At 43.3% G+C, this 24,211-nt stretch carries 21 protein-coding genes; 16 read left to right on the top strand and 5 right to left on the bottom strand.

Annotated elements, in window-relative coordinates; translation table 11 throughout:
• Positions 1–70 precede the first annotated feature (70 nt).
• Genes opp3b through A5870_RS02130 form a run of 5 tightly spaced genes read left to right on the top strand, consistent with a single transcriptional unit; the run spans position 71 to position 5,089 of the window.
• Complete coding sequence (gene opp3b, locus A5870_RS02110; RefSeq protein WP_005227991.1) at positions 71–1,012, top strand: oligopeptide ABC transporter permease; 942 nt, start codon at positions 71–73, stop codon at positions 1,010–1,012.
• Entirely contained in the window at positions 1,012–2,055 is a 1,044-nt protein-coding gene (locus A5870_RS02115) for an ABC transporter permease (protein ID WP_086291646.1), read from the top strand. Before opp3b ends, A5870_RS02115 begins: the two co-directional genes overlap by 1 nt.
• Positions 2,055–3,107, top strand: a complete 1,053-nt coding sequence (locus tag A5870_RS02120) for an ABC transporter ATP-binding protein (protein ID WP_216593164.1) — start codon at positions 2,055–2,057, stop codon at positions 3,105–3,107. Before A5870_RS02115 ends, A5870_RS02120 begins: the two co-directional genes overlap by 1 nt.
• Before the next feature lie 14 nt (positions 3,108–3,121).
• Positions 3,122–4,060 carry an ABC transporter ATP-binding protein gene (locus A5870_RS02125; RefSeq protein ID WP_005227998.1) on the top strand — a complete coding sequence of 313 codons (939 nt, stop codon included), beginning with the start codon at positions 3,122–3,124 and terminating at the stop codon, positions 4,058–4,060.
• 30 nt (positions 4,061–4,090) lie between these two features.
• Positions 4,091–5,089: an RNA-guided endonuclease TnpB family protein gene (locus tag A5870_RS02130; protein WP_081117774.1), complete on the top strand. Its 999-nt coding sequence runs from the start codon at positions 4,091–4,093 to the stop codon at positions 5,087–5,089.
• Positions 5,090–5,234: 145 nt separating this feature from the next.
• On the opposite strand, the gene A5870_RS02135 is transcribed toward A5870_RS02130, so the two are convergent.
• Both A5870_RS02135 and A5870_RS02140 read right to left on the bottom strand, forming a co-directional pair.
• On the bottom strand, positions 5,235–6,065 hold the full coding sequence (locus A5870_RS02135) for an NUDIX domain-containing protein (RefSeq protein ID WP_005233702.1): 831 nt from the start codon (positions 6,063–6,065) through the stop codon (positions 5,235–5,237).
• 50 nt (positions 6,066–6,115) lie between these two features.
• Positions 6,116–6,391 carry a hypothetical protein gene (locus tag A5870_RS02140; RefSeq protein WP_081117773.1) on the bottom strand — a complete coding sequence of 92 codons (276 nt, stop codon included), beginning with the start codon at positions 6,389–6,391 and terminating at the stop codon, positions 6,116–6,118.
• 252 nt (positions 6,392–6,643) lie between these two features.
• Here A5870_RS02140 and A5870_RS02145 point away from each other — a divergent pair, with 252 nt between their 5' ends.
• The 11 genes from A5870_RS02145 (at position 6,644) to A5870_RS02195 (ending at position 22,518) form a co-directional block, all read left to right on the top strand.
• Entirely contained in the window at positions 6,644–7,099 is a 456-nt protein-coding gene (locus A5870_RS02145; RefSeq protein WP_242595972.1) for an immunoglobulin-like domain-containing protein, read from the top strand.
• Positions 7,100–7,427: 328 nt separating this feature from the next.
• Positions 7,428–9,434 carry a methionine--tRNA ligase gene (gene metG, locus A5870_RS02150; RefSeq protein WP_077452263.1) on the top strand — a complete coding sequence of 669 codons (2,007 nt, stop codon included), beginning with the start codon at positions 7,428–7,430 and terminating at the stop codon, positions 9,432–9,434.
• 262 nt (positions 9,435–9,696) lie between these two features.
• Positions 9,697–12,375: a cation-translocating P-type ATPase gene (locus tag A5870_RS02155; protein WP_077452262.1), complete on the top strand. Its 2,679-nt coding sequence runs from the start codon at positions 9,697–9,699 to the stop codon at positions 12,373–12,375.
• A gap of 169 nt (positions 12,376–12,544) precedes the next feature.
• Positions 12,545–12,973, top strand: a complete 429-nt coding sequence (locus A5870_RS02160) for a hypothetical protein (protein WP_005228008.1) — start codon at positions 12,545–12,547, stop codon at positions 12,971–12,973.
• A gap of 495 nt (positions 12,974–13,468) precedes the next feature.
• Positions 13,469–14,971, top strand: a complete 1,503-nt coding sequence (abc-f, locus tag A5870_RS02165) for a ribosomal protection-like ABC-F family protein (RefSeq protein WP_086291648.1) — start codon at positions 13,469–13,471, stop codon at positions 14,969–14,971.
• A gap of 469 nt (positions 14,972–15,440) precedes the next feature.
• The gene (locus A5870_RS02170; protein WP_086291649.1) at positions 15,441–16,514 is read left to right on the top strand and encodes an ABC transporter ATP-binding protein; all 1,074 of its coding nucleotides are present in this window, start codon (positions 15,441–15,443) and stop codon (positions 16,512–16,514) included.
• Positions 16,514–17,395 (top strand): carbohydrate ABC transporter permease, encoded by an 882-nt coding sequence (locus tag A5870_RS02175; protein ID WP_008379450.1) that lies wholly within the window; start codon positions 16,514–16,516, stop codon positions 17,393–17,395. Before A5870_RS02170 ends, A5870_RS02175 begins: the two co-directional genes overlap by 1 nt.
• Before the next feature lie 4 nt (positions 17,396–17,399).
• Positions 17,400–18,218, top strand: coding sequence for a carbohydrate ABC transporter permease (locus A5870_RS02180; protein WP_005228015.1), 819 nt, complete (start codon positions 17,400–17,402; stop codon positions 18,216–18,218).
• The gene (locus tag A5870_RS02185; protein ID WP_005228016.1) at positions 18,202–19,494 is read left to right on the top strand and encodes an MBL fold metallo-hydrolase; all 1,293 of its coding nucleotides are present in this window, start codon (positions 18,202–18,204) and stop codon (positions 19,492–19,494) included. The genes A5870_RS02180 and A5870_RS02185 overlap by 17 nt, the downstream gene beginning before the upstream one ends.
• 16 nt (positions 19,495–19,510) lie before the next feature.
• Positions 19,511–20,794 carry an ABC transporter substrate-binding protein gene (locus A5870_RS02190; RefSeq protein WP_086291650.1) on the top strand — a complete coding sequence of 428 codons (1,284 nt, stop codon included), beginning with the start codon at positions 19,511–19,513 and terminating at the stop codon, positions 20,792–20,794.
• 176 nt (positions 20,795–20,970) lie between these two features.
• Positions 20,971–22,518, top strand: a complete 1,548-nt coding sequence (locus A5870_RS02195) for a bifunctional metallophosphatase/5'-nucleotidase (RefSeq protein WP_086291651.1) — start codon at positions 20,971–20,973, stop codon at positions 22,516–22,518.
• 43 nt (positions 22,519–22,561) lie between these two features.
• Here A5870_RS02195 and A5870_RS17230 read toward each other — a convergent pair whose 3' ends face one another.
• Genes A5870_RS17230 through A5870_RS02210 form a run of 3 tightly spaced genes read right to left on the bottom strand, consistent with a single transcriptional unit; the run spans position 22,562 to position 24,149 of the window.
• Positions 22,562–22,723 (bottom strand): hypothetical protein, encoded by a 162-nt coding sequence (locus A5870_RS17230; RefSeq protein WP_010749117.1) that lies wholly within the window; start codon positions 22,721–22,723, stop codon positions 22,562–22,564.
• A 33-nt stretch (positions 22,724–22,756) separates the two neighbouring features.
• Positions 22,757–23,107, bottom strand: coding sequence for a hypothetical protein (locus tag A5870_RS02205; protein ID WP_005233740.1), 351 nt, complete (start codon positions 23,105–23,107; stop codon positions 22,757–22,759).
• A 19-nt stretch (positions 23,108–23,126) separates the two neighbouring features.
• The gene (locus A5870_RS02210; RefSeq protein ID WP_086291652.1) at positions 23,127–24,149 is read right to left on the bottom strand and encodes a lactonase family protein; all 1,023 of its coding nucleotides are present in this window, start codon (positions 24,147–24,149) and stop codon (positions 23,127–23,129) included.
• Positions 24,150–24,211 lie beyond the last annotated feature (62 nt).

Genomic DNA, 24,211 nt, shown 5'->3' on the forward strand with positions numbered 1-24,211 from the left:
TTAATGATTCGTACTATGTTAATTTACATAATTATTGAATAGAAGTCAAAATACTTAAGGGGGAAACTGCGTGAACAGCTTTTTGAAATATTTATTGAAACGAGTGTTCTACATGGTCTTAACGTTATGGCTGATTGCCACGATCACCTTTTTCTTGATGCAATTTTTGCCAGGAACGCCATATACGAATGCTGAAAAATTAAGTCCAGAACAAATTGCCTTGCTAAATGAGCAAGCAGGATTGGACAAACCGATCATTACCCAATATTGGCTTTATTTGACCAATCTACTAAAAGGTGACTTTGGGATCTCTTTCCAATTTAAAAACCAGCCAGTAGCGAATTTACTATCAGGAAGAATCGGACCTTCACTGCAACTAGGGCTACAAGCGATCATCTTTGGTACCTTCTTTGGGATCATTTTAGGAACGATCTCTGCGATGAAGCAAAATACTTGGATCGATACAACGTCTACCTTAGTGGCGATCTTAGGGCGTTCGATCCCTAACTTTGTCTTTGCCGTTTTGCTGCAATACATTTTTGCCATCAAACTAGGGATCTTGCCGATTGCTAAGTGGGAGACCTTTGCTAGCACGATTCTACCGACCGTCGCCTTAGCGATGTCACCGTTAGCGGATTCCGCCAGGTTTATTCGAACCGAGATGGTGGAAGTGCTGCATAGTGATTATGTCGAGTTGGCACGAGCAAAAGGGTTGAGCCGCTGGGAAATTGCCTTCAAGCATGGTTTGCGGAACAGTTTGATTCCGTTATTGACGCTGTTAGGACCGCTAGCTGTCGGTTTGATGACGGGTTCTCTTGTCGTAGAAAATATTTTTGCGATCCCAGGTATCGGTGAACAGTTCGTAAAATCAATCATGACCAATGACTATCCAACGATCATGGCGGTAACAATTCTTTATTCCGCGATGTTGGTCTTTGTTATTCTTGTTGTTGATATTTTATATGGAATCGTTGATCCGCGGATCCGAGTTTCAGAAGGGAGTCGTGGCTAATGGCAGAGAAACCTTACACAGCAAATGATGTTGCTGCCATCGATGCAGCCAAATTTCAACCGTTACAAAAAAATACCAATGAAGAGCGTGAAGCGATCGTAACCCCTTCATTAACGTTTTTCCAAGATTCATGGCGTCGTCTGAAAAAGAACAAAGCCGCTGTTTTCTCAATCATTTTGCTGCTGATCATTATCGCGATCTCAATCATTACGATTTTTGTCTCGCCACATGATCCAACTGCGCAAAATGTGACCTTTACAAATCTGCCGCCGAAAATTCCTGGTATCAACATCAATGGCTTAAACGGCTATGCGATGGTGGGAGGCGAGCTAGTAGATAAGTATGCAGCTGCCAATGTTCCTGACGGGACGTATTTCCTTTTAGGAACGGATGGCTTGGGTCGTGACCTATTGAGTCGTCTATTTGTAGGAACACGTATTTCCTTGTTGATCGCGTTTATCGCGGCAATGCTTGACATCATCTTTGGTGTAACCTATGGCCTGATCTCTGGTCTTTTAGGTGGACGGATCGATAATGTGATGCAACGTTTTCTAGAAATCTTATCTGGTATTCCCAACTTAGTGGTAATGATCTTGATGTTGGTGGTTTTTGAACCTGGGATCTTCTCGATCGTGGCAGCAATGGCGATCACTAACTGGATTCCAATGGCGCGGATCGTACGGGCCCAAACGATGAAACTAAAAGATCAAGAATTCGTTTTAGCCGCAACGACGCTGGGGGAAAGTCGCCTCAAGATTGCGATGAAACACGTATTACCGAATATTTCCAGCGTGATCATCGTACAAATGATGTTCAGTATCCCCTCGGCGATTTTCTTCGAGGCCTTCCTAAGCTTTATTGGGCTAGGATTAAAACCACCTTCAGCATCTTTAGGGATGTTACTAAGCGATGGCTACAAAACCTTCTTGTTCCTGCCTTACCAAATGTGGGTACCAGCTGTGACCTTGTCTGTGATTATGATTGGGTTCAACTTGCTGGCAGACGGTTTGCGTGATGCCTTTGATCCGAAAATGAAAGAGTGATTGCTATGAAAAAAGTCTTAGAAGTGAAAAACTTAGAAATTTCTTTTGACACCTTTGCTGGGAAAGTCCAAGCGATCCGCGATGTCAGTTTCGATCTATACAAAGGAGAAACCTTGGCGATCGTGGGCGAATCTGGGAGCGGCAAGTCCGTGACGACCCGCAGTATCATGGGGTTGTTAGCCAGCAATGCCAATGTCGATAATGGCCAGATCCTCTTCAATGGGACGGACATTTTGAAAAAATCCGAAAAAGAACTGCAAAAAATCCGTGGCAAGGAAATCGCCATGATTTTCCAAGATCCAATGACTTCATTGGACCCAACGATGCCGATTGGCAAGCAAGTGGCAGAATCATTGATGAAGCACAACAAAATCAGTAAAAAAGAAGGCTTGCGACAAGCGTTGGAACTATTGAACCTTGTCGGCATCCCGAATGCTGAGAAACGCTTGAAAAATTATCCGCATCAATTTTCTGGTGGTCAGCGGCAGCGGATCGTCATTGCGATCGCGTTGATCTGTTACCCGCAGATCTTGATTGCAGATGAACCAACGACTGCATTGGATGTAACGATCCAAGCACAAATCTTAGAGTTATTAAAAGATATCCAGAAGAAAATCAATTCCTCCATCGTCTTCATTACCCATGACTTAGGGGTCGTTGCCAATGTGGCGGATCGGGTGGCCGTGATGTACGGTGGGAAAATCGTCGAAGTGGGGACCGCAGAAGAGATCTTCTATAACCCACAACATCCATACACTTGGGGCTTGTTAGGCTCGATGCCGACATTAGAAGGGACAGGCGATCGTTTGTACGCGATTCCGGGTTCACCACCGGATCTGTTGGACCCGCCAACAGGGGACGCTTTTTATCCACGAAACGAATTTGCTTTGCAGATCGATGCAGAACAGCAACCACCGTTCTTTGATGTTTCACCGACTCACAAAGCAGCAACGTGGCTGTTAGCGCCGCAAGCACCGAAGGTAACTCCGCCGGATGAGATCTTGATTCGCTGGAAAAAATTCCAAGAAAAAAATACTCAGGCATCTGTCTAAAGGAGGAGAAACGGTTGGAAAAAGTTTTACTTGAAGTAAAGAATCTTAAACAATATTTTAACGTTGGCCGCAAAGACGAAGTCAAAGCCGTCGATGATATCTCCTTCCAAATCTATGAAGGAGAAACCTTTGGTCTAGTAGGCGAATCCGGAAGTGGAAAATCGACCACTGGACGGACGGTGATTCGTTTGAATAACCCTACCGGAGGCGAAGTTCTTTTTGATGGACAAGATGTTATGAAAATCAAAGGCAAGAAACCGCTGGCTGATTTTCGCCGGGAAGTCCAAATGGTCTTCCAAGATCCTTATGCCTCCTTGAATCCCCGGATGAAAGTTCGGGACATTATTGCTGAAGGGATCGATATCAACGGATTAGCCAAAAATGAAAAAGAACGCAATGATCGGGTGGATGAACTTTTGCGAACGGTCGGACTCAACCCAAGTCACGGGACCCGTTATCCCCATGAATTTTCAGGGGGACAACGTCAACGGATCGGGATCGCCCGCGCGTTAGCCGTCGATCCAAAATTCATTATCTGTGATGAACCGATCTCGGCATTGGATGTTTCGATCCAAGCCCAAGTCGTTAACTTGTTGCAAGATCTGCAAGAAGAGCATAAATTGACCTACTTGTTTATCGCTCATGACTTATCGATGGTCAAACACATCAGCGATCGGATCGGCGTGATGCACAACGGCAAACTGCTAGAAGTAGGCACCAGCGATGAAATCTATCATTACGGGGTCCATCCGTATACTGAAAGTCTTTTATCAGCGATTCCGCTGCCAGATCCTGACCATGAGCGTCAACGCAAACGGATCAAATACGTCAGCGAACCAAACGATAACCAAGAACGAGCAATGGAAGAGATCGCACCAGGACATTTCGTTTATGCCACGAAAAAAGAAGCCAAGATCTACCAAGAAAAGTTAGCACAAAAAAAGGGGAACTAGCGTCAAAGGTATAGGGAGTGTTAGGAGGAGATGAAACTGGGTGTTTTAAAAGCATACAAATTTCGGATCTATCCTAATGGACAGCAAAAACAGTTTTTCATCGAAACCTTCGGCTGTGTACGGTTTACGTACAATCAACTGCTGGAGGCGAAGATGGAAGAGCTGGCCAACAATGAAGCAAAGCAAGGGTTGACGCCAGCCAAACTAAAAAAGGAGTATCCTTTTTTGAAGGAGACCGATAGTTTGGCATTGGCGAATGCACAACGGAATCTGGACCGAGCGTTTCGAAATTACTTTCAAAAGCGGGCTGGCTTTCCAAAAATGAAAACCAAAAAAAGTATCTGGCAATCGTATACCACCAATAATCAGCAGCACACCATTTATTTTGAAGAGGATCAAATCAAGCTGCCAAAGCTCAAAACACTGGTTCCCGTAAAAAAGCATCGGGAGATCAAAGGGAAAATCAAATCGGCAACGATCTCAGCAAAAAATAACGAAGAGTTTTACATCTCGATCCTTTGTTTGGAAGAGATCACGCCACTCCCGAAACAGCAAGCGTCTATCGCGGTTGTTTATGATCCACAGCAGTTGGTCAAAGCCAACCAGCCGGTACCCATCACCTGTGAACATGCCATCCAAACGAAGCAAAAGCTGACACGAGCAGAACGCAAACTTCAGGTGAAAGCTACGGCGGTCAAACGGAAAAAAATCCTTTTGACTCAGGCACGAAATTATCAGAAGCTAAAAGGAAAGGTCGCTCGCCTTTATCGTTTTCACTGCTGTCAAAAGCGGGAATTCATCGATCAAGTCAGCTACCATCTCGTAAAACAGTATGATACGATCTATTTGGAACAAATCGCAGAAGATACGGTTTTAAAAGCTGGTCATTACAGCATCAGTGATTGGCATCAATTCGTTCGCAAAATCCAGTACAAAGCGCAGTGGTACGGCAAAGAACTGCGTTTTGTCACGTTGGATACGCAGGACCAACAGAAGCTAGAACGGCTCTCAGGCGAAATGAGTAGCTGAGCCACTTGAACTGGAAGGAACGCCAGGGATCGCCTAGGGTATAGAAAAAATCTTTAAGATTTTTGTTTCTAGGAACCACGTTCACTAATTATGATTAACCAGCAACCCCCTGTCAAACTAAGGTCTGACAGGGGGTTGTATTTTTTTACATTTTATCACCTAAAAATGCGTCATTTAAGCGATAGATCTTTGAGGGACGCCCGATGCCGACGGGCTTTTCGCCGACTTCCGTAAAATATTGGAGCATGGATTTTTTGAAGTTGGAATGATCAATCATTTTAAAATCGATCCCTAAAAACTTGGCGAATACTTTACGGGCTTCCGTGATCGTAAAGTCTTTGCCTAACACAAGAAGCACTTGCGGCTCGTGCTCCATCTTATTGGCAACCCGTTTGAAGGCTTTGAGAATGATCGCGCTGTGGTCAAAAGCCAACGTATCTTTTCCAACAGAGGCGCCAGTCACCAGGTCAAGAATGATCTCGATCTCACCGCTGGTCAAATAGATTTGATTGGCTTTTCTTTCCAGAGAGAACCAGCGCACTTGATTCGCATCGTCCCCAGCACTCAAGGGCTCTTCACCAATAAATGCCAAATAGCTGACGGTGATTACCCACCCACGTGGATCACGACCAGGGGTGCTGAAGGTATGCAGCTGTTCGATGTTTTGTTTGGAGATGGTGACCCCAATCTCTTCTTGGGTCTCACGGATCACACTTTGGCCTGTCGATTCATTGGGATTGACGAAGCCCCCTGGCAATGCCCAAGAATTACGGAAAGGATGCCCTTTTCTTTGGATCAGCGCAATTTTGAGTTGTTCTTCTTCTTTGTTGTAACACATCAACACCATATCGACGGTTACGGAGGGTTTCTCGTATTTTGGCTGATCTTGTGCCTGATACCACGTAAGAAAGTCTGCTTCAGAAGCTTCTTTTTCATAGTAGTGCTTTTCAGCTGATTTTGAGGTAAATTCTTTCATTGGTTTCTCCTGCCTTAGATAAAGTAAGTAACTGAGCGCGATGGTTTTCCTTAACGGAAAAAATAAGGAACGATCAAATTAATGAAAAACAATGCGAGATAAAGCCAAGAAGACCGAGGGTGTTCTTTGAGCGCTGAATAACCCCAAAGAGCGATCCAGAGCAGAAAAGCTACCCGTAGGATTGCCAGCGCTGTCGCAAAAAGCGCCGCGTAATCATGGCTGTTGAAGTAAGCAAACAAAAAGGGGTAACCTGTGGTTGAAAAGAGCAAGTGCCCCACAGAAAGCACGGTTAAAAGCAAAAAATGCTGTTTGTTTTTTCGGGTCATAGCGTTCCTTTCTATAAGTGAAGTCTTCCTCATTATAGCAAAAGAAGTACCTGTTAATCAAAGACCGCCTGCAAGAAGCTTCTTCAGACCCTTTTTCTCAAAAAAAAAAGCAATAAATGACTAGAAATGCTGCTGAAAAGGCACGAAAATAGGTATACTGGAAGAAAGAAGGCGAGCCGCAGAGAATTCTTTTGAGAGGGGGAAAAAGAGGCGAAAGCGATCAAGTTTCTTGCTTTTTTGTTGATGTTGTTGATGTTGTTGATTATTAGCGGCTGTACTCGTTTCAGTCACCTGCAAGAGCAGCCGACGGATTTGATGGTTGGGCAAAGTGTCAATCGAATCCCCGCCGATACGTTTATGGGACCCCCATTAACTCAACAAGCAACCCTTCGTCTGGAAGTGGAAACCAGCACAGCAACATCTGGACGCTTCAAACTAAACAATCATTCCGATCAGAGGGTGATCTACGACAACTACTTTGCAGTGGATGTTTTCGAGGGGGATGAATGGCGGGAGCTCCTTTTTAAAGAAGACGTGTTTTTTCAAGACATCGGTCTTTATGCCTCTGCCCACAGTCAAACAACTTTCCTAATCAATTGGTCGGAGTATTTTGGCACCTTGCCGAAAGGAACCTATCGCTTGATCAAAGAAGTGACGATTGAAGAAGAGGGACCACAAACGCTGATGATAGAATTTATGATCGAATAATCGCTAGTTGCCGCTTGGAAGGTATAAAACGATCAGAAAAAAGAAGCAACTCCCTCACCAGCACCCTTTATATCTAAGCAAGATTCTTCCCCTAGAACATTGAAGTGAACGGCTATCTGCGCTATGATAACTAGTAGAAAAGAAATACTCAAATCTGCTGGTTTATTTGCTGCGTTTTAAGGACCAAAACGATTCCTTTGCTTCTTTTAGAGCATGAAGAAAGGTCTTAGGTTGTCCGCTTTTTTGATTAAATTTATAGCATTTTTGGGTTGCGAACTGTATACTACCTAAGTATACACTTTACTAGTGAAAAGGAGGACTTGCGTCCATGGCTGAAAAAGAAACATTCTATATTACGACGCCAATTTATTATCCAAGCGGCAAGCTGCATATCGGGAATTCTTACACGACGATCGCTTGTGATGCGGTAGCACGATACAAACGATTGATGGGCTTTGATGTCTTTTATTTGACGGGTGTCGATGAGCACGGTCAAAAAATCGAGAAAAAAGCAGAAGAACTTGGCGTAGATCCGCAAGAATATGTCGACAAAATGGCAGCTGACGTCAAGAAATTATGGAACACACTAGACATCAGTTATGACAAATTTATCCGTACAACGGATGACTACCATAAAACAGCCGTTCAAAAAATCTTCCAGCAATTGCTTGATCAAGGCGATATCTATCTTGGGGAATACGAAGGCTGGTATTCCGTTTCTGATGAAGAGTACTTTACCGAAACGCAACTAGCAGAAGTTTACCGCGATGAAGAGGGCAAAGTCATCGGCGGTAAAGCGCCAAGTGGTCATGAGGTAGAATTGGTGAAGGAATCTTCTTATTTCTTCCGCATGAGCAAATATGCCGATCGTTTGGTTGAATACTATGATGAACACCCAGAGTTCATTCAACCAGAATCACGTAAAAATGAAATGCTGAATAATTTCATCAAACCCGGCTTAGAAGACTTGGCTGTTTCCAGAACGACCTTTAAATGGGGCATCCCAGTCACTGCTAGTCCTGAACACGTGGTGTATGTGTGGATCGATGCGTTATCCAACTATATTACGGCATTAGGCTATGGTTCAGACGACGATTCCTTGTTCCAAAAATACTGGCCAGCTGACGTTCATATGGTTGGGAAAGAAATCGTGCGTTTCCATACGATCTATTGGCCAATCATGCTGATGGCATTAGACTTGCCATTGCCGAAAAAAATCTTTGGTCATGGCTGGTTGATGATGAAAGACGGCAAGATGTCGAAATCTAAAGGCAATGTCGTTTATCCAGAAATGTTAGTGGAGCGCTACAGCTTAGATGCGTTGCGTTATTACCTCTTACGGGCGGTTCCTTTTGGCAGCGATGGTGTATTTACACCAGAAGATTTCGTCTCTCGTTTGAACTACGATCTAGCCAATGACTTAGGCAACTTGCTGAATCGGACGATCGCTATGATTAATAAATATTGTGATGGTTTAGTGCCGGACTATGCCTCAAAAGTGACACCTTTTGATAGCGAGTTGTCAACGACTGCTGCCAATGTGGTCGGTCGTTACCATGAAGCCATGGACAAAATGGAATTCAGTACGGCATTATCCGAAGTTTGGACATTGATTTCTCGCGCCAACAAATACATTGACGAAACCCAACCATGGGTGTTAGCCAAAGAAGAAGAAAAGCGCGCAGAATTAAATAGTGTGATGGTTCATTTAGCGGAAAGCTTACGCATCGTCGCGATCTTATTACAACCGGTGATGACAGAAACACCAGCCAATATTTTCCAACAACTAGGGTTAGCTTCTGTTGCCATGGATCTGAAAGATTTGCGCTTCGGTGAATTTCCAAGTGGTACGAAAGTCGTTGCCAAAGGCACACCGATTTTCCCTCGTTTGGAACTTGAAACAGAAGTAGCTTATATCCAAAAGAAAATGGCTGAAGGGACGCAAAGTCCAGAAGAAACGGTGAAATGGGATCCAGAAGAAACCACACTGCAATCAGAGAAAGCCGAAATCAAATACGAAGACTTCGATAAGATCGAATTAAAAGTGGCAGAAGTCGTTGACTGTCAAAAAGTCAAAGGCGCCGACAAGCTGCTGCAATTCCGCTTAGCTGCGGGAGATGATCAAGATCGTCAAATTTTATCGGGGATCGCTGAATTTTATCCAGAACCACAAGATTTGATCGGCAAAAAAGTCGTGATCGTTGCCAACTTGAAACCACGGAAAATGCGGGGGCAAGTCAGCCAAGGAATGATCCTTTCGGCAGAAGACAATGATGGTCGTCTGCAAATCGTGGAGGCACCAAAAGGCATGCCAAACGGCTCGATCATCGCTTGATTTTTAGGAGAAATCCTTTGTTGAATTTCAGCGAAAATAAAATTGCCAGACCCGAAAAGTTTTTGTATAATGTAGGTTATTGATATGAACATGAGGGAGTAATTGGCGGATTTTATCTGCGGCAGTATCACCATCCTGAAAGAAATTTCTGGTGCTGTCTTAAACAGTGAGACTTATGTATGCTTAGACAGTGCATACATAAGTCTATTTTTTTTCATATCATGTACAATAAAGGAAGAGTAACTATAAAAGGAGGAGAAACATGTCAGAAGAAAACAAAAAGGAACAGCTATCGCAGGCGTTTTATGCGCAAGAAGCGCAGCATGTTCTGGAAGAAATGCAAACAGATGCCAATGGATTAACGAACGATGAAGCACAAAAACGCTTATCTGAGTACGGTCCCAACGAATTAGAAGAAGGCAAAAAGAAATCGATGGCACAAAAATTCTTTGAACAATTCAAAGATTTGATGATCATCGTTTTGCTAGCGGCGGCGATTATCTCAGCAGTCGTTTCCCATGAAGTCGTGGACTCAATTATTATTTTAGCAGTTGTCATTATCAACGCGATCATGGGTGTCGTTCAAGAGGCAAAGGCAGAGCAGGCGATCGAAGCACTAAGAGAAATGTCCACACCAAATGCCAATGTCCTGCGTAATGGTCATACCGTCACCATCAAGAGCGATGAATTGGTTCCGGGGGATATTGTCCTATTAGAAGCTGGCGATGTCGTACCGGCGGATTTACGCCTCTTAGAAGCAAGTTCGTTAAAAATTGAAGAAGCCGCTTTGACCGGTGAATCCGTACCAGTCGAAAAAGAATTGACTGTCATCGAAGGAACGGATGTCGGGATCGGCGATCGCGTCAATATGGCTTATTCAAACAGTAATGTGACCTATGGCCGCGGAAAAGGGGTCGTGGTCAATACAGGGATGGGAACTGAAGTTGGGAAAATCGCTGGCATGCTGGCTAGCGCCCAAGAAACCGAAACACCGTTGAAGCGTAACTTAAATGAACTAGGAAAATTCCTGACGATCGCCATCATTATCATTGCAGTGATCATGTTCTTTGTTGGAACGATCTTTAACAATACGTCATGGGTCGACATGCTATTGACTTCGATCTCATTAGCAGTAGCGGCGATCCCAGAAGGGCTGCCAGCGATCGTAACGATTATCTTAGCCTTAGGTACGCAAGTCATGGCGAAACGAAATGCAGTGATCCGTAAATTGCCTGCGGTTGAAACCCTTGGGGCAACGGACATTATCGCTTCTGATAAAACCGGTACTTTGACGTTGAATCAAATGACCGTGGAAAAATTGTATGTCAACAACAAACAACATGCTGCTTCAGAAGATATTCCGTTAGACAACATGGCATTAAAAGTCATGAACTTTGCCAATGATACAAAATTTGGTGAAGAAGGCAACTTGATCGGTGATCCGACCGAAACTGCCTTGGTACAATTTGGGATGGATCAAGGATTCCATGTTCGAGATTTAGTCAATCAAGAACCACGGATAGCGGATCTGCCATTTGATTCTGACCGAAAACTAATGAGTACGATCCACCAACAAGAAGACGGCCGCTATTTAGTTGCTGTCAAAGGTGCACCGGATGTCTTGTTAGGCAGAACCTCAAAAGTGCTATTGGATGGCCAAGAGCTGCCAATGACCGATGAGGAAAAAGAAAAAATCTTATTTAACAATACCGATCTGGCAAAACAAGCGTTACGGGTATTGGGGATGGCCTACAAATACGTAGACCAAGTACCAGAAAACTTAGAATCAGAAATTGTCGAAAATGACCTAGTCTTTGCTGGCTTAGTCGGAATGATCGATCCAGAACGGGCAGAAGCAGCCGATGCGGTACGTTTAGCCAAAGAAGCTGGAATTCGTCCAATCATGATCACCGGAGACCACCGCGATACAGCTGAAGCCATTGCGGGACGTTTAGGGATTATCAAACCGGGCGATGATGATGCCGTCTTGACTGGTGCTGAACTCAATAAAATGAGCGATGAAGAGTTTGCTCAAAAAGTAGCCCACTATTCAGTCTATGCGCGGGTATCACCGGAACATAAAGTTCGCATCGTTAAAGCTTGGCAACAAGAAGGCAAAGTCGTTGCTATGACCGGTGACGGGGTCAACGATGCACCATCACTGAAGCAAGCCGATATTGGTGTCGGCATGGGGATCACAGGTACCGAAGTTTCTAAAGGTGCTTCTGATATGGTCCTAGCCGATGACAACTTTGCTACGATCGTCGTAGCAGTGGAAGAAGGACGAAAAGTCTTCTCCAATATTCAAAAAGCGATTCAATACTTGCTAGCCGCTAACCTAGGGGAAGTTTTGACCTTGTTCTTAGCAACCTTGTGGGGTTGGGACTCGCTATTGCCGATCCACTTGCTTTGGATCAATCTAGTAACGGATACCTTCCCAGCAATTGCCTTAGGAATGGAGCCTGCTGAAAAAGATTTAATGAAACATGCACCGCGGGGACGCAGTTCCAACTTCTTTTCTGGTGGTGTGATGAGCAGTATCATCTACCAAGGGATCTTAGAAGCGGCAACCGTGCTGTTCGTTTATTGGTCAGCGATCCAATGGCCCGTTCACAATACGTACGATGCGATCCATGCCGATGCCTTAACGATGGCTTTTGCCACGTTAGGATTGATGCAGTTGTTCCATGCCTTCAACGTCAAATCGATCCATCAGTCGCTCTTTAAAGTAGGGGCATTTAGAAACAAAGCCTTCAACTGGGCGATCCTGTTGTCCTTTGCGTTGATGCTGGTGATCTTCATCGTGCCAGGATTAAATGATATCTTCCGTGTTGCACATCTTGACTTGTATCAATGGGGCATCGTTTTAGGCGCCTCCTTTGCGATTATTCCAGTCGTTGAGATTGTCAAAGCGATCCAACGAGCAATGGGACGCAAATAAGCCAAAATAAACGAAAAAACAATCAATGGTCTGCTGTCCTTCTCCATGGGCAGCAGGCCTTTTTTGCTGGCTTATTTTCGATAAACCCTGTGTCTGTTTCTTGACCTTTTCATTTGCAGTAAGAAACGGTAAAATAGAAGATAATAACAAAGAAAGTAGGGAACCCACTGTGCGACCAAACTTAGGTTTTTATGTACAAACAATCAACGATCTTGTCAAAGAAACAGAAGCAATCGGGGAGAAAATGAATCCCAATTATGAAGAGATCCGCAAAGCGATTGACGAGAAAAAAGAAGCCGAGGTAACACCTGAGCGGCTAGCTGAGATTACCAGAATTTTTAAAGAAGGCACGGACAAATACCGCTTGATGCTGGAAAAAATCAGCAAATTGCGTCCACCAGCGAATGTGATGGGGATCCATAAAAAATTCGAGCGGGCGTATATGAAATATGTTGCCGGCTGTGATGAGATGATTTTGAGTCTGGATAACAAAATCGACCAAGAAGCCTTTGATGCGGCAGAAGCTAAGCAAGATGAAGCAACGGATGAAATTTCTTTTGCTATCCAACGGATGACCGCTTTATTGTTAAAAAAATGATAAACATTCAAGTTAAACAAGAGTTATTTAATTTAACTGTTATGTTTTTCACATGTAAAGTTTTTTTATCGGAGGTATAATGAATTCACAACCAACAACCTTTTTATTTTTCATTTTACTCCTTTTGCCATCAGGACTAACCAACCTGATGGTTTTTTTGTTTTTCAAGTGTTTTTTAATGAAACGTTTCCAGCGATAACGGGTTTAGTTTGTGAATAAAATAGAAAGATAAAGCAGCAGTGAGTACCGAACTTGCGCTTTTTTGTCGATCAATGCTATACTTAGGGCACTATTAAACGAAATGAGGGATCCTCCATTGAAAAATTAACCAATTTGTTGAAAGCTGCATGAAACTGTTCCTCCAAGGGGATAGTCTGCAGATTTTCAGGATTGGTTGACTTTTTCAATGGGGGATCTTTTTGTGTACCTCTAAAAACTGATTCTGAAAATAGCTTTAGGTCTACTCTATTCCGTGAATAGAGACGAGGTATATTTATGTCGAATATCAGTATTAATCATTTAACTTTTGGCTTTGATAGCCAGGAACGGTTGCTTTTTGAGGATGCCAACTTGAACCTTGATACACAATGGAAATTAGGGTTGATTGGCAGGAATGGTCGCGGCAAAACGACCTTGCTGCGTCTGCTGCTCAATGAATTGCCTTATAGCGGCTCGATCACCCATGAGCAACAATTCGTTTATTTTCCCTTAACCGTCGCTGATGATCAGCAATTGACGCTTTTTGTTTTACAGGAATCTGGCGAATTTGAGCAGTGGCGTTTGGAGCGGGAATTGAACCTGCTGCAACTTGATCCAGAAGTGCTTTGGCGTCCCTTTGCGACTTTATCTGGCGGCGAGCAAACGAAAGTCCTATTGGCGCGGTTGTTCGTTGATGAAGAGAATTTTCCTTTGATCGATGAACCGACCAACCATTTGGATGTGACCGCTCGCCAACATGTTGCCCGCTATTTGCAGCAAAAAACCGGGTTTATCGTTGTGAGCCATGATCGACAGTTTGTCGATGAAGTCGTCGATCATGTATTGGCGATCGAAAAAAGCCGCTTGGTGTTGTACAAAGGGAATTATTCAGTCTATGAGCTGCAAAAGCAGCAAAAAGATGCCTATGAGCAAGAACAAAACAGCAAGTTGAAAAAAGAAATCGGGCGTTTGAAGCAGACAGCAGACGAAAAAGCGGAGTGGTCCCGAGGGCGTGAACGGGACAAATTAGGGTCGCCGACCAAAAAAGGCAGCGGGGCAATCTATGATACGGGGGCGATCGGTGCCCGAGCGGCACGGACCATGAAGCGCTCGAAAGCGATCGTTAAACGGATGGAAGATCAAATTCAAGACAAGTCTGCGTTGTTAAAAGACATTGAGTGGATCGATCCTCTGAAAATGACCCCACTGGTTAGCCATCATGACGTGTTGCTGGAAGCAGAGCATTTTCAGCTCGGCTATGAGCAGCCTTTGTTTAAACCGCTGACGTTTGCGATCCGTCAAAAAGAGCGCTTGGGGATTCAAGGGGCCAACGGATCTGGCAAGTCCAGTTTGATTGCGAGTATTCTAGGTACTTTCGATGGACAGCAGACAGGGACAATCAAAACAGCCCACGGGATCACTATTAGTTACGTCCGGCAAAATTATGAGGACAACCGTGGGATGCTGACAGAGTTTGCCCAAGAGCATGGCTTGAATTATCAAGATCTGCTAAATAATTTAAAAAAACTTGGCTTGGAAAGAACTGTCTTTCAAACCCCGATCCAGCAAATGAGTAAGGGGCAACGTAAACGCGTGGAGCTAGCCAAATCATTAGCAACACCAGCGGAATTGTTTATCTGGGATGAACCGCTGAATTATTTGGACGTCTTCAATCAGAAGCAGTTAGAGGAAGTGATCCATTTGGTGGAGCCTTCTATGCTGATCATTGAACACGACCGTTATTTTCTTGAGCAAGTCTCAACGAAATTGCTGACGTTGACGATCGATGAAAAAGAATGAATAAAGAGAAAAAAGGACGATTGTTTTCTTAAATAAATCGTTCTTTTTTTGTTATTTTAAACGGGAATTTACTGGCAGGTTTAGTAAATAAATACTAAGGATGCTTTTGATAAAAAAGAAGTGTAAAAATAGTGTTATTATACACAGCTGCATATATTTGATAAAATTCATTCATTTTTTCATGAAAATTTTCGAAAAATGACGAAATGTTCGTGTTTAGTGGGGATAATCCTCTTTGAGCCACTCATCGTTTTCTCATTATTAGGCAAAATAATTAAAAATTCTTTCATAATTCCCAATGATTTTTACAAAACATTTACAATAATAGTATCGAATAAAAACATTCGTTTGTTATGATTAAAATCGAATTTCTTTGAGCGTTTGACCGAAACATCAAGAGTTCGTTTTTTTTGTGACTTGAAATGCCAGTCAACTATTCGGAGGAAAAAGAGAAAATGGAGGGGCAGTTTTGATAGAAGTAGTCGGGTTGAAGAAGGTTTTCGATAATAAGTTTGAAGCCTTGAAAGCAGTAGATTTTACAATAGAAAAAGGCGATTTGGTTTGTTTGTTGGGACCGAGTGGTTGCGGGAAATCGACGATATTGAATTTGATCGCGGGGTTGTTAAGTCCCACCGATGGAGATATCCGCTTTAATGGTACTTCCGTTGTTAAGACGGAGCCGAAAGACCGCAATATCGGGTTTGTTTTTCAGAATTATGCCCTTTATCCCCATATGACTGTGTTAGAAAATGTCATGTTTCCCTTGACAGTCGGAGAGAAAAAAATCAAGAAAAATGAAGCACAAAAAATTGCTGAGAAGTTCATGAAACTGACCAATATTGAAGAATTAAGTCAGAAAAAACCTGGAACCCTTTCCGGTGGACAGCAGCAACGGGTCGCTATTACTCGTGCTTTGGTACAAAGTCCAGAAGTGTTACTGCTAGATGAACCATTGAGTAACCTAGATGCCCGTTTGCGCTTGAAGATCCGTGAAGAGATCCGTCGGTTAGTCAAAGAAGTAGGTATCACCACGATCTTCGTGACTCATGACCAGGAAGAAGCTCTTTCTATCAGTGATAAGATCATTTTGATGAACGAAGGGATCATTCAGCAAAATGATGATCCGCAAAACCTTTACTTAGAACCAAACAATCTTTTCGTAGCGAAATTTATTGGTAATCCAATCATCAACATCTTGCCAGTAGAAGTCAAAGAGGGACAAATGATCCATCCAGCGTTTACGATCCCAGTTGACCGCTTTACTGACATTCGCTTCAAAAAACCATTGACAGACGGCCAATATACGTTAGGTATTCGTCCAGAAGATGTGCTGACCACCTTGCAAGCAGGTTTGTTCCAAACAGAAATCAAGAGTGTGGAGCTGATCGGACGAGAACGAATCTTGAACTTTGATCTGGCTGACAAACATATGAAATCGATCGTTAGTATTGAAGAAATCATTGAAGAAGGCGCGCAAGTGTCATTTGATTTTCATTACAAAAAAGCCTTTATCTTTGATGAAAAAGGAGAGCGGGTCTACTAATGTTCAAAAAAAATTATAACCCTGAGAATCAACCAAAGGCGTGGCTGTTTTTACTGCCTTCATTGGTCATTATTTTCTTATTCAGTGTGTATCCGCTGTTTCGTTCCTTCATCATGAGTTTCCAAAAAGGAACCTTGATTAACCAACAGTATGCTGGGCTTGAGAACTATCAAAGGGTTTTAACGGACCCCGTATTCTTTCGAGCACTGCAAAACACAGCACTGTTTGCTTTTGCGGTCGTGCCGATCTCGCTGATTCTCTCATTAGCGATTGCTTGGATCATTTTTGAAAAAGTCAAATACAAAAGTTTTTTTGAAACGATCTTCTTTATGCCCTATGTCACAAGTACGATTGCGATCGGGATCGTGTTTCGTTACTTTTTCAATGGCTCTTACGGGATCATTAATTATCTGCTAGGTCTTGTCGGCATTGCGCCAGTCAACTGGCTAGATAACGTCAACATGAGTATGACGACTTTGATCATCTTCGGCGTTTGGACGAGCCTCGCCTTCAACATTATTATCTTGTTGGCAGGAATGCGCAACATCGACAAAGAACACTATAAAATCGCAAAAATGTTTGGCGCTACCGATGGCGAAATTTTTCGGAAAATCACCTTTCCGCAGTTGATCCCGACCTTTGCTTTCTTGTTGACGGTCAATCTGATCAGTGCCTTTAAAGTTTATACTCAAGTATATGCTTTGTTTGGCGGCCAGCCAGGGATCGCTCGTAGTGCCACGACAGCAGTCTTTTATATTTATGACAAATTCCATATTGCCGGACGTCCGGGGATTGCAATGGCGGCAACCGTGATCTTGTTCATCATTATTTTGCTCGTCACCTTTATCCAAAATAAACTTTTGAAGAAAGTGGGCGAATAAACGAATGAAAAAAATTGTGACGATTGTTTCGATGTTGTTTTTAGCAATTTTAGCAGTGATCACGCTGTTTCCCTTTGTCTATATGATCTTGGCTGGGCTAATGACCTACAGTGAAGCAACCAGTATTCCACCGACGATCATGCCGGAGTCTTTCCAGTGGAGCAACTACGGGGAAGTCTTTACCCGAGCACCGTTTTTACGCTACTTCTTTAATACGGTCTTCGTTTCTGCGGTGACGACTATCGCGACGCTGATCACTGCGATTCTAGCTGCCTTTGCATTAACAAGTCTTGAATTCAAATACAAACGTCTCGTGATTGGCTTGATGATCTCGTTATTGATGGTTCCTTATGAATCGATCATTTTCACCAATTACAATACGATTGCTCGAATGGGCTTATTGAATACGTATAGTGCCTTGATCATTCCCTTTTTGACCAGTATTTTTTACATCTATTATTTAAACGGTTATTTACAAAGTATTTCTAATACCTTTTATAAGGCAGCCAAAATTGACGGTGCCAGCGACCTAGCTTATATCCGCCGGATTTTGATCCCCATGTCAAAACCAGCCTTAGTGACAGTCGGGATTCTGACGTTCATCTCTAGCTGGAATTCCTTCTTATGGCCGTTGTTAGTGACCAATGAGAAAAAATACCGCCTCTTAAATAATGGTTTGGCTGCCTTTACCACAGAAAGCGGCAGCGATGTTCATTTACAGATGGCGGCAGCGACCTTGACCGTCATTCCAATTCTGATCATTTACTTGATCTTTAGAAAAGAAATTATCAAAGGAGTGGCTAAAGATGGCATCAAAGGATAAAACGACGATTACCTTTCATAGCGGGATCTTAACGATTGGAGGGACCGTCATCGAAGTTGCGTACAAAGATGCCCATATCTTTTTTGACTTCGGTTCGGAGTATCATCCAGAAACACCCTTACCAGATGAAGAATTACAAACGTTAGTTGCGCATCGCTGGATACCAGAACTGAAAAATGTCTACGATCCACGCTTAGATTACACGTACCAAGGAAGCGAAACGAAAGAATACCAAGAAACAGCAGTTTTTCTTTCCCACGCCCATCTGGATCATTCCAAGATGATCAACTTTTTAGACCCAAATATTCCTATGTACACCTTGAAGGAAACCAAAGCGATCCTCGAAGTGTTGAATCAAAAAGGGGACTTCTTGCTGCCCGTTCCTCATGAAGAAAAAAGCTTTGTCCGTGAATTGATCGGCTTAGAACCCCATGATGTGATTCGGGTCGGGGAAATCGAAGTCGAGATCATTCCAGTCGATCATGATGCGTACGGTGCGGCAGCTTTGTTGATTCGCACGCCAGATCATTTTATCGCTTATACCGGTGATTTGCGTTTGCATGGCTATCATCCAGAGCGTACCAAAGAATTCTGTCAGTTAGCCAAACACACGGATCTATTGATGATGGAAGGGGTCAGCATCAGCTTTCCAGAAAGAGAACCGGACCCCAAAGCGATCACAGTGGAAAGTGAAACAGAATTGATCGAGACCTTCGTGCGTCTGGTCAAAGAAAATCCCCAACGACAAATTACTTTCAATGGCTATCCAGCCAATGTCGAGCGCTTTATGGCGCTTGTTGAAGCCGCGCCGCGGACGGTTGTTTTAGAGGCGACGCAAGCTGCTTTGTTGAAAGAAATTTTCAATAAAGATGTACCGTTCTATACGATCGATGATCAAGTACCAGCGACTCTCGATCCAGCCTTCGCCATTTCTTATCAGGCATTATGTGCCGACACGAGCCAGTACCTTTGGCAAGCAGTCGCGCATTTTGAAAACTTGCAGACGGGTGGTTTGTATATTCACAGTGATGCGCAGCCGTTAGGCGATTTTGATCCAGCTTATCAAGTCTTTTTGGATCAATTGGCAGCACTGGAGATCGAATTTGTCCGTTTGCCAAACTCGGGACATGCGAAACCAGCTGATTTAGATCAGATCATTGCATGGATCGAGCCCCAACGATTGGTTCCAATCCATACGCTGAAACCAGAAAATCTGGTGAATCCGTATGGTGAAAGAATATTGCCGCAACGCGGTGAAAAAATTATTTTAGAGTGATAGAGGAGAGGAAAAAATGAAAACAAAGAAACTTGCATTTGCAGCAGCTGCAGCCGCGACATTGGTATTAGGGGCTTGTGGAAACAACAACGATTCATCTGGTTCTACCGAAAGTGATGAAATCGTTACAGAACTAAGCGAAGATACGACTGTCACCTTTTGGCATGCAATGAATGGTGCGCAAGAAGAATCATTGACGAAATTGACCGAGCAATTCATGGACGAAAATCCAAACATCAAGATCGAATTGCAGAACCAATCAAGCTATCCTGATTTGCAAGCAAAGGTGAATTCAACCTTGCCTTCACCAAAAGATCTGCCAACTATCACCCAAGCATATCCTGGTTGGTTAAGGAATGCTGCCCAAGATGACATGCTAGTTGACCTTGGCGAATACATCAACGATGATACTATCGGTTGGGGTGACCAAGAAGAGATCCGCAGTGCCCTTTTAGATGGTGCACAAATCGACGGCGTGCAATACGGGATTCCTTTCAACAAATCTACAGAAATGCTGTTTTACAATGCAGACATGTTAGACGAGTATGGTATTGACGTACCAACAAACCTGGAAGAATTAAAAGAAGCTTCTCAAGAAATCTACGAAAAATCAAACGGTGAAGTCGTCGGTGCTGGTTTTGACTCATTAAATAACTACTACGCCATCGCAATGAAAAATCAAGGCGTTGATTTTGACAAAGACTTGCAACTAGACAGCGATGAATCAAAAGAAGTCATCAACTACTACCTAGATGGTGTCAAAGACGGCTACTTCCGAATCGCTGGTTCTGACAAATACTTGTCTGGTCCATTTGCCAACGAGCAAATCGCAATGTATGTCGGCTCCATCGCAGGGGAAGGCTTTGTTAAAAAAGATACCGAAGGCAAATTTGAATATGACGTAGCAGCTCGTCCAGAACCAATCAACTTGCAACAAGGAACTGACTTGTATATGTTCAACAGCGCAACACCAGAGCAACGCACCGCTGCTTTTGAATACATGAAATACTTAACTTCGCCAGAAGCGCAAAAAACATGGGCGATCGATACCGGCTACATGCCAGTTGTTGAATCTGTTTTGGAAAGCGATGAATACAAAAACAATCCTGAAACAAAAGTCGCTGCCAAATTAGAAGATGCAACCAAAGAATTGTTCTCGATCCCAGTGATTGAAAATGCTGATCCTGCTTACAATGAAATGCGTTCAATCATGGAAAACATTTTGTCTAATACAGATCAAGATGTCGATCAATTGATTGAAAACGCGAAACCACAATTAGAAGATGCTTGGAACCAATAATTCTGAATTTCTTCGTCAAAATAGGGTATAATCAGGGAAACACCTGAGAATGAAACACCAAAGGGTTTGTGCCATAAGGTTTGAAGACACAAGGAAGCAGAAAATGCTGGCTTTCGAGGGTTTTCGACTTATGCGCATGCCCTTTTGGTCTATTGAGGGGAAAAGGAGTCTTTTGAATGAAAATCACGTTTTTAGAAACGAGCGATATGCATGGCTATGTCTATCCAACCAATTTTGCCGATGATACGGAACAAGGATTCGGCGTGGCAAAAGTTGCCACCAAAATGAAAGAGCTACGTCAAGCAGCCTCCGGGCCGGTCGTAACGATCGAAAATGGCGACTTTATCCAAGGCTCGCCCTTAAGCTATTACATCGCCAAGAGCCAGCATTCCGTTGCCGCATTGACCGCTGTCGTCAACCACCTAGACGTTGATGTTCATGTCTTAGGCAATCATGAGTTCAACTACGGTCTGCCTTATTTGCAAGAAGCGATCGCCAGCTACCAAACACCAGTACTGGCAGCGAATATTTTAAATGAAGCGGGAGAACCATTTTTTGGACAAGCCTACACCATCATTGAAAAAGAAGGGGTAAAGATCGCGATCTTAGGAATGGTGACGCCGTATATTCCTCACTGGGAACAGCCTGCGACGATTCGCGGGATGCAGTTTGTCAGCATCGTTGAGACAGCGAAAAACTATGTACCTTACTTACGAGAACAAGCCGATATTGTTGTTGTCAGTTATCATGGCGGCTTCGAGCGTGATTTAGTCACTGGGGAACCGACTGAATTATTGACCGGCGAAAATGAGGGCTATCAATTATTGCAGGAAGTCTCAGGAATCGATGCCTTCTTCACAGGACACCAGCATCGTGAGATCGCCACAAAAATCAATGGTGTTCCCGTTGTACAGCCCGGTTATCGTGGAAGCTTTATCGGCGCCATCGAATTGACGGTTGAAAAAAATCAGACAGGGGTTCATGTCACAAACAGTACGGCTGCGTTGATCCCTGTTGCGGATGCTCTCCCAGATCAAAAGACGTTGGCTTTGTTAGCACCCATCGAAGAAGAATTACAAACATGGCTAGATCAGCCGTTAGGCAAAGTCAGTGGGGATATGCGAATCACCGATCCGATGGGGGCACGCTTGAAAGAGCATCCTTATATTGAATTTATCAATCGTGTTCAGATGGCTGCCAGCGGCGCCAAAATTTCTGGCACTGCTCTTTTCAACAATGAAGGCAAGGGCTTTGGCTCAACCATCACGATGCGGGATGTGATCACCAATTATATTTACCCAAATACGTTAGCTGTAGTCAAAGTAACAGGTGCTGAATTAAAAGCCGCTTTAGAACAAACGGCGGATTATTTAGCCGTTGTTGACGGTCAGATCGTGTTCAATCCTGCTTTTATTGAGCCAAAACCGCAATATTATAATTACGATATGTATGAAGGCATCGAGTATACGATCGATCTTAGCCAACCCGTCGGTCAACGAATCACCCGCTTGGATTTTGAAGAAAAAGCCATTGCGATGGACCAAGAATTAGAGATCGTCATCAACCAATACCGTGCTGTAGGTGGTGGCAACTACGCCATGTTTTCTGCCGAAAAAATCGTTCGTGAGATCCAAGTCGATATGACAGAACTGATTGCTGACTATTTAAAACAGCATCCTCAGATCGAAGCTACGACGAATCAAAACTTTCTAGTGACGTTATAATAGCAAAACAGCCTGCGATGAAGGAATCATCGCAGGCTGTTTCTTAATTTTCTACATTGCGTACATAGTCATCAAAGTATTTTACCAAATCCGCTTTGACTTGTTGGTAGTCTTCTTCGGAATAGGCTTTGTCTTCTAGTTTTGCTTCGAAAAACGGCATGGCCAATTCTTCTCGTAAACGATCCAACACTTGTTCTTGGTTCATAACGTCACCTTTTTCACTTTTGATTTGATTTCATCATAACAAATGAAATGAGGCTGTCAATGCTTCGTAAGTGTCTTTCATTTTTTCTAAACGATTTTTTAAAGAAACAAAGTCATCGTCATCATGAAAAAGGACTTGTTTTAATTCAAAATAATAGATCTCAAAAGCATCAAAGAAAGCAATGACTTCCGCTGTTTGCAGCTCTTTGGCAGTATCGCAGCGAATATAGGCTTTTTCAGCGATCGCATACGTTTCCGCAGTCGTTAATAGGACCAATGATTCATTGTATTTGCGGCTCGTCACTAGTTCAAAGGTTGACTGACATTTATTGTAGATATTAGAAAAATCTTTGAGCACAAGTTCCTTTGGTGTTTTATCAAACATGGGGGAATCCTCCAAAACTTTATTTTTTGAATAAGACGCAGACACATTCTGGTGCGTAGATGTCTTTTTCTAAGACAGTCAATTTGCCAGTGGCTTCATCGCGTTTGTATAACGTTAGGTTATCAGAATTTTGGTTGGCACAAACCAGATAATCGTTTGTCGGGTCCAAATCGAAATCGCGAGGGAAGTCGCCTTCTGTCGAGATTGATTGAACAAAAGCCAGGCCAGCGCCTTCATCGGTTACTTCAAAAACAGCGATTGAATTATGGCCGCGATTTGAGCTGTAAACAAAACGTCCATCGTTCGAGATACGTACCGCAGCGCCACTGTTGAAATCCGTAAAGTCCGCAGGGATCGTTGGCACTTTTTGGATTTTCTCAAAACTGCCATCTGCTTGATTGTAGCGTAAAACAGTCAATGAGCTGTCTAATTCGCCCACTAAGTAAGCGTATTGGTTATTTGGATGGAAGACCAAGTGACGTGGACCAGTTCCGTCTTCTGCCACATAAACGGCAACTTCTGTCAGTTTGCCATCTTCTGAAATATCATAAGTATAGACCCGGTCCGTTCCAAGGTCACAAACTGCTAAACGTTGGTCTGGTGTTAAGTCAGTATAATGGACATGAGGTTTGTCTTGGTTTTCATGAGAGCCGACGGGTTCATCATGGTAGATGCTGTCCGTTGCGTCGATGCTGCCATCTTCTAGAATTTTATAAACATTCACTTCACCTTTGTGGTAGTTGGCACCATATAAAAGCTGACGGTTTTCATCAACTGCTACATAGCAAAGGGGTGCGCCTTCTTCCGTTGCGGTATTCAGCAAGGTAAAGTCTGGAGTATAAGCAGCGGCGCCGCCGTTGCCAGCTACTTCTGTGACGCTGTAAACTGCTTCTTTTTTACTGCGGGCAAGATAAGTCGGACTTTTTTCTTCCGCACATAAGGTCAAATCGGTCAGTGTTCTTTTTTCCGTATCTAAAGCGATCGAATAGATCCCTTTACTTTCGCGACGAGTGTACGTACCTAAATAAATCGTTTGCAACATAAAAAAACCTCCTAATAGTTTCATTCCTCTTTAATTCTACCATAGAATGTGGTTTTGGGCGG

The organism is Enterococcus sp. 2G9_DIV0600, from assembly GCF_002140615.1.
Classification (GTDB): Bacteria; Bacillota; Bacilli; order Lactobacillales; family Enterococcaceae; genus Enterococcus_D; species Enterococcus_D innesii.